Origin of the sequence: Arthrobacter sp. Y81, assembly GCF_002929335.1 — a bacterium.
In the GTDB taxonomy this organism is placed as follows: domain Bacteria; phylum Actinomycetota; class Actinomycetes; order Actinomycetales; family Micrococcaceae; genus Arthrobacter.
The window spans coordinates 26,317-33,247 of record NZ_PJIL01000031.1; the positions used below are offsets into that span (position 1 = coordinate 26,317).

General features: G+C 65.0%; 5 protein-coding genes and 1 pseudogene. 3 read left to right on the forward strand and 3 right to left on the reverse strand.

Annotated elements, in window-relative coordinates:
• Positions 1-23: 23 nt before the first annotated feature.
• Positions 24-836 (forward strand): NAD(P)H-binding protein, encoded by an 813-nt coding sequence (locus CXQ91_RS23210; RefSeq protein WP_104176216.1) that lies wholly within the window; start codon positions 24-26, stop codon positions 834-836.
• A 241-nt stretch (positions 837-1,077) separates the two neighbouring features.
• Here CXQ91_RS23210 and CXQ91_RS23215 read toward each other — a convergent pair whose 3' ends face one another.
• Together CXQ91_RS23215 and CXQ91_RS23220 are read right to left on the reverse strand one after the other, a co-directional pair.
• A complete protein-coding gene (locus tag CXQ91_RS23215) occupies positions 1,078-2,112 on the reverse strand; it encodes an AAA family ATPase (RefSeq protein ID WP_104176217.1) in 1,035 nt (344 codons plus the stop codon).
• 155 nt (positions 2,113-2,267) lie between these two features.
• Positions 2,268-2,444 (reverse strand): annotated as a pseudogene (locus tag CXQ91_RS23220) (alkaline phosphatase D family protein); the annotation flags it as partial.
• A 138-nt stretch (positions 2,445-2,582) separates the two neighbouring features.
• Here CXQ91_RS23220 and CXQ91_RS23225 point away from each other — a divergent pair.
• Positions 2,583-3,860, forward strand: a complete 1,278-nt coding sequence (locus CXQ91_RS23225; protein ID WP_104176218.1) for a S8 family peptidase — start codon at positions 2,583-2,585, stop codon at positions 3,858-3,860.
• A 19-nt stretch (positions 3,861-3,879) separates the two neighbouring features.
• Here the strand turns inward: CXQ91_RS23225 and CXQ91_RS23230 are convergent, their stop codons facing one another.
• Complete coding sequence (locus tag CXQ91_RS23230) at positions 3,880-4,665, reverse strand: GntR family transcriptional regulator (protein WP_104176219.1); 786 nt, start codon at positions 4,663-4,665, stop codon at positions 3,880-3,882.
• A 230-nt stretch (positions 4,666-4,895) separates the two neighbouring features.
• On the opposite strand from CXQ91_RS23230, the gene CXQ91_RS23235 reads away from it, so the two are divergent.
• Positions 4,896-6,931 (forward strand): ATP-dependent Clp protease ATP-binding subunit (locus tag CXQ91_RS23235; protein ID WP_104176220.1); only part of this gene is annotated, 2,036 nt, incomplete at its 3' end.

A 6,931-nucleotide genomic window follows, 5' to 3' on the forward strand; every position in this document is an offset into this window, starting at 1 on the left:
CAGTACCAACGAAATGAGCACCCATGATCCTCGTCACCGGGGCCTCCGGCCAACTGGCATCCGCCATCCTCGACCACATCTCCCGCACGGACACGCAGGCGGTCGGGGCAACCCGTAACGTCGACCACTCCCGGGAATCGATGCGCGCAATGGACTTCGATGCTCCCGAGACCCTCTCCTTCACGGGCGTGGACACGCTGGTTCTGGTGTCCGCTGGCGCTGCCGAGGACGACGTGGTGATTCGGCGCCACGACAATGCCATCGCCGCCGCCGAACGCGACGGTGTGCAGCACATCGTCTACACCAGCCTCGCAGGCGCCGGAGACCACCTCGGATTTGCCCTGGCCCACCGCTGGACAGAACGCCGCCTGGAGGCAGGGACGGTGCCATGGACCATCCTGAGAAACGGCCTGTATGCCGAACTGGTAGGCCAGCTTCTCACTCCCCGCGACGGCGTCATCACGGCTCCCCTCGGCGACGGCGGCGTGGCAGCGATTGCCCGTCAGGACCTCGCGGAAGCGGCGGCAGTCATTGCACGAGCTCCGGAACAGCATCGCGGACGCACCTATAACCTCGTCGGCGCTACAGCGATCACGGGACAGGACATGGCCCGGCGCACAGGGGCGGAGTACAGGCCAGGGACACTGGCGGACCTACGGAGCGACCTGGACGCCGCGAAGCTTCTACCGTTCCAGCCCTCCATGATCCTCTCCATCCACTCGGCCGCCAGCCACGGATTCCTCGACGGGACGGACACCGACATCACCGCCATTCTGGGACGCCGGCCCGTTGACCCGCTTGAGATCGCCGTCGCCGTAGCGCAAAGCCAGAACTGAATCGCGCAGGCGTGGCTGGCGGGCACATGGCCGGGTGAACGCAGAAAGAGCTTGTTCCCAGCTTTGGCGCAAGAACTCGCACCACTGATTTAACTTCGCCTCCTTCCCTTCCAGCCACCACGTAGCAGAGCCTCTCGGCGTTGTACACAAGTCAGGGGTGTGGCTCCCTCGTGCCAAGGCCGTCACGGCTTTTCCCGCTCGGGGCGGGACGGGCATTCGCCTGACAGCCGCCGCAGTCCGGTCAGACCAGCCAGCGCCACCAGCGTGACTGCTCCGGTTCCGGCGTCGGTTCCGGTTCCGGCTCCTCGCCCAAGGCCAGCGCTGCCTCGGCGATGTCGTCCGCGGTGAGCGTCATGACGGCCTCACGATCGAGCGCGTCGAGACTTTGTTCCTCGTCGAGCGAGAGCCGCAGCGCCTGGCGGTTGAGCGCCTGCTCGAACAGCGTGCGGGCGAACCGTGCGTTGCCGGAGTCCTCGCCCGCGTGGAGCCCGGTGAGGATGCGGCGCAGCATCTGGTCCGCACCCGGCTCCAGCGTGTACTCGTGCTGGGCCAGCATCTGGTGGAAGATCGTCTGGAGTGCGTCGACGGAGTAGTCGGGGAACGTGATCTCGCGGGCGAACCGGGAGCGCAGTCCGGGGTTCGAGAGCAAGAAGGACTCCATCAGCCGCGGGTACCCGGCCACGATCACGACCAGCCGGTGGCGGTGGTCCTCCATCCGCTTGAGCAGGACCTCGATCGCCTCGGGGCCGAAGTCCATCCGGCCGTCCTCCGGGGCCAGCGCGTAGGCCTCATCGATGAACAGGACACCGTCCAGCGCACGCCGGATCACCCGGTCCGTCTTGATGGCGGTCGCGCCGACATACTGCCCCACCAGGCCCGAACGATCGACCTCGACCAGGTGGCCTTTCTGCAGCAGACCGACCGCGCGGTACATCTCGGCCAGGAGCCGCGCCACGGTGGTCTTGCCCGTGCCTGGGTTTCCGAGGAACACCAGATGCTGTGATGTGGCCACCTCCGGCAGGCCGTGCGCCTTACGGCGGGCCTGAACCCGGAGCAGTGCGACGAGGGCCCGCACCTGTTCCTTCACGGTCTCCAGTCCGACCAGCGCGTCGAGCTCGGCCTGCACCTCGGACAGCGGCCGGGCCGGCCCGGGCCTCCCACCGATGAGATCGCCGACCAGGTCATCAACGCGCTCCGAACCGTGCAGCCTGAGCTGATCGGTCAGATGGCCGATGGTTTCGCGCAGGTCGTCGAGCGGATTGCGGCTGGCAGCCATGCATCCACTCTAGTACTCGATTCCCGACCGGGGTGGGGTTGGCCTCACCAGTATCAACTCCCTTTTGGTCGTATTACTCACGCGGTCCAGGCAGTCTCCGTTGGATAATGCGGGCACAGGCCGCGCTTTCGGTGCTGACTACGGCACCAAGGATGAGGGTCCTTGTAGTCGACCTTGACGTCATTGGCCCAGTTCCGGTGCACGTCGCCCGTGAGGACGACGGCGTTCCGCACGTTCGAGTCCACCCAGCCCTGGGTGATGCGGCGCCGTGACGCGGCGTAGCCGTCCCGGCCGTCCATGGACTCGTCGATGTCGGGAGCTTTGTCGCGGTTGCCATGGCCCTGCTCGGTCTGGCCGGACGGAAGGGGCGCAGTGCCGTGCGGCGCGGCGGCAGCTTTCGATCCGGCAGTCGGCAACCACTTGCCCGCTCCCACTATCTAGCTCGTGAAGATTGAAGCAAGATACTCCCCATGAGAAGAATCCTTATAGCTAGTGTCACAGCGGTCATTATGGGGTTTGGCGCCATCACGTTCGCGCTCCCAGGGAACGCGGCGGGTTCCGAGTCCTCCCGTATCGCGGGGCAAATCATGGTCAAATTCCGCGACCACGGGGCGGCTGCCGGCGTGCTGCGCCAGCATGGCCTCAGCGAGGGCCCTGGTATCGGCAGCACCGGCGCCCAGCTCATCAAAGTTCCGGCTGGCAAGGAATTGCAGCTCATCGAAGCTTTAAGCCGGAACCCGGCGGTTGAGTACGCGGAGCCGGATGAGGTGGTTACTGCCGCGACCGATGACCAGTATTTCCCGCAACAGTACGCCCTGCAGAACGTTGGCCAGTCTCTTACGAACACCGCCGGCACGCTGCTAGCGGCCAACGGCACAGAGGATGCCGATGTGGACGCCGTTGAAGCATGGGGCGTCACGACCGGCGGCGGCACCAAGGTGGCCATTCTCGATACGGGTGTGGCAAACGTCCACGACGACATCGCACCGCAGGTTGTTGGATACGCGAACTTCGTCAGTGCGGACACCAAAGAGGATCCCAAAGCAAACCCTGAAGATAAGTACGGTCACGGCACCCACGTCGCCGGCATCGTTGCCGCCAAGTTCAACAACAAGATTGGTGTTGCCGGTGTGTGCCCGGACTGCAGCATCCTGGATGTCAAAGTGCTCAATGACACCGGGTCCGGTTCCAGTTCAGTCATTGCCAACGGCATCAGCTGGGCCGCCGACAATGGCGCCAAGGTCATCAATATGAGCCTTGGACAGCGCGTCTCTTCACGCACTCTCGAAGCTGCCGTCAATTACGCCTGGAATAAGGGTGTAGTAATAGTTGCCGCGGCAGGCAACGCCGGTACCCAGGCCAAGATCTACCCGGGCGCCTATCCCAACGTCATTGCCGTGGCTGCAACGGACAACAAGGACAACAAAGCATCCTTCTCAACCTATGGAAAGTGGGTGGATGTCGCCGCGCCGGGTGTCAACGTCTACTCGACCTTCCCGAACCACGCGTTCGTCCTGGGTACGCAGAACGGCCGGTCCATGGGTTATGACGTCGCCAGCGGCACCTCGATGGCCTCGCCTGTTGTCGCCGGCGTTGCCGCGCTTGTCTGGAGAACACCTGCCGGCACCGAAAACATATTGGTCCGCGCAAGAATCGAATCAACCGCCGACCCGATTCTCGGCACCGGCACCGCCTGGGCACATGGCCGCGTGAACGCATGCAAGGCCGTCGCTGGCTCCTGCCCTTAGCTATTACGCGACCGAAGGACTAAGACTGGAGCGACTGCATCACGGAAAGGTGCCCGGCGCGTGCCGCGATCAGGCACTTGGCCAGGTAGAAGGGCCGGTTCGCGCGCCTGACGTACTGCGTCAGAACGAGGACAGGATCCGGGGCCCGCAGGTCCAGCAGCTTGGCCCGGCTGGGCCCCACCTGGCTCAGGCTGATCTGGCATTCGCCGGGACCGAGGACCCGGCCGAAGCGGCTGTTCAGGCTGGCAAGCAGGGTGCTGCCGCCGTCGTCGTCGATTTCCAACGGCGCGGCGGCGGAACTGCTGCCCAGGCTCACCGGCAGAGCTGAGATGTTTTCCTGGAGGTGGGCGATGGCTTCACCGTCGCGGATCAGGACCGACTCCCAGAGCCAGCAGTCGGCGCCGGGCTCGACGCCCACGCCGGGGGCGACGAACTCGGAGGCGGGCTGCCGTTGCCGTTGGATGCGTTTGATCTCGATGTGCTGTCCGGTGCCGCCGAGGACTTCCTCGAAGGGTCGGATGCGTTCGATGCCGATGCGGGGGAGGGTGTCGGCGACGAACCGGCCGACGCCGCGGCGGGCCCGGATGAGGCCGTCCTCTTCGAGCAGCATGAGCGCTTCGCGGACCACGGTGCGGCTGACCTTCATGTCAGCGCCGAGCTCGGTTTCCGTGGGGAGCATCGAGCCGGGCGTCAGCAGGCTGTTGCGGATGGCCTCGGCGATCCGGGAGTACACGGCAACCCGGAGGGGCGAGCCGGGCTGGGCCTCCACCGGCTGGGACAGGAACCTGGCGGCGTCCTCGTGCACGTTATTCCTCGCTTAGTGGTGTTCGGGAATTCCAGCGTACGACAAGTGTGACGCGTTTGTTGGACAAGGGCGGTGTTCGGGAGAATCCAAGGCATCAGTGGGCGAATGACCTGCCTCTTGCCTGGAAAGTCACGGAACCTGGCTCGCTGTATCCTGCCTCCGGCGAACACCCCATTAGGGCCTGCGGCAACGTAGCATCAGAGTAAGCGGCAGCCAGGAGTGTGGCGAAAATGTTTGAGCGATTTACGGACCGGGCCCGACGCGCCGTGGTCCTTGCCCAAGAAGAGGCACGCACGCTGAACCACAATTACATCGGTACCGAACACATCCTCTTGGGTCTGATCCATGAGGGGGAGGGCGTTGCCGCCAAAGCTCTTGAGGCCCTGGGCATTTCGCTCGACGGCGTCCGCGAGCAGGTGCAGGAGATTCTCGGCCCGGGCCAGCCGTCCCCGTCCGGCCACATCCCCTTCACTCCGCGCGCCAAGAAGGTGCTGGAGCTCGCACTCCGCGAGGCCCTGCAGCTGGGCCATAACTACATCGGCACCGAGCACATCCTGCTGGGGCTCATCCGCGAGGGTGAAGGCGTGGCGGCCCAGGTGCTGGTGAAGCTCGGAGCCGACCTCAACCGGGTCCGCCAGGAGGTGGTCCAGCTGCTGTCCGGCTACCAGGGTGAAACCGCCGGCGCCGGCCAGGGCCAGGCTGAAGCGGCTCCCGCCGGATCCGTTGTCCTGGACCAGTTCGGCCGCAACCTGACCCAGGCCGCCCGCGAGAACAAGCTTGATCCCGTGATCGGACGCGAACAGGAAATGGAACGCGTCATGCAGGTCCTGTCCCGGCGCACCAAGAACAACCCCGTGCTGATCGGTGAGCCCGGCGTCGGCAAGACCGCCGTCGTCGAGGGCCTCGCCCAGGCGATCGTCCGTGGCGATGTCCCGGAGACTCTCAGGGACAAGCAGATCTATACCCTGGATCTGGGCTCCGTGGTGGCCGGCTCAAAGTACCGCGGTGACTTCGAAGAGCGGCTGAAGAAGGTCCTCAAGGAGATCCGCACCCGCGGGGACATTCTTTTGTTCATTGACGAGATCCACACCCTGGTGGGTGCCGGTGCCGCCGAGGGTGCGATCGATGCGGCCTCGATCCTGAAGCCGTTGCTGGCGCGCGGTGAGCTCCAGACCATCGGTGCCACCACCCTTGACGACTACCGCAAGCACATCGAGAAGGATGCCGCGCTGGAGCGCCGCTTCCAGCCGATCCAGGTCAAGGAGCCTTCTGTTGCGCATGCGATCGAGATCCTCAAGGGCCTGCGTGACCGCTACGAGGCGCACCACCGCGTGACCATCACCGACGGCGCGCTGGTTGCCGCGGCGAACCTCTCGGAGCGTTACATCTCGGACCGCTTCCTGCCGGACAAGGCGATCGACCTCATCGATGAAGCCGGTGCGCGCCTGCGCATCCGGCGGATGACCGCCCCGCCGGAGCTAAAGGCCATGGCTGAGACGATCGCCGACGTCAGGACGGCGAAGGAGTCCGCGATTGACGCCCAGGACTACGAGGGCGCCGCTTCGCTGCGCGACCAGGAGCAGAAGCTCGTAGCGCAGCGTAGAGAGAAGGAACGCCGGTGGAAGGCAGGCGGCATGGACGACATTTCCGAGGTGGATGAGGAACTGATCGCCGAGGTGCTGGCGAATTCCACCGGCATCCCGGTCTTCAAGCTGACCGAGGAGGAATCCTCGCGCCTGCTGAAGATGGAAGACGAGCTGCACCAGCGCGTCGTGGGCCAGAATGAGGCGATCAGGTCGGTTTCGCGGGCTATCCGCCGCACCCGTGCCGGCCTGAAGGACCCGAAGCGTCCGGGTGGCTCGTTCATCTTCGCCGGCCCCACAGGCGTCGGCAAGACCGAGCTCGCCAAGGCCCTCGCGGAGTTCCTGTTCGGCGAAGAAGACACACTGATCACCCTGGACATGTCCGAGTACTCCGAGAAGCACACGGTGTCGCGCCTCTTCGGTGCCCCTCCGGGCTACGTCGGGTACGACGAGGGCGGGCAGCTGACCGAAAAAGTCCGGCGCCGTCCGTTCTCCGTGGTGCTGTTCGACGAAGTGGAAAAGGCCCATCCGGACCTCTTCAACTCCCTCCTGCAGATCCTCGAAGACGGCCGACTGACCGATAGCCATGGCCGGGTGGTGGACTTTAAGAACACCGTGATCATCATGACCACCAACCTTGGAACGCGGGACATTTCCAAGAGCGTTGCCACGGGCTTCCAGTC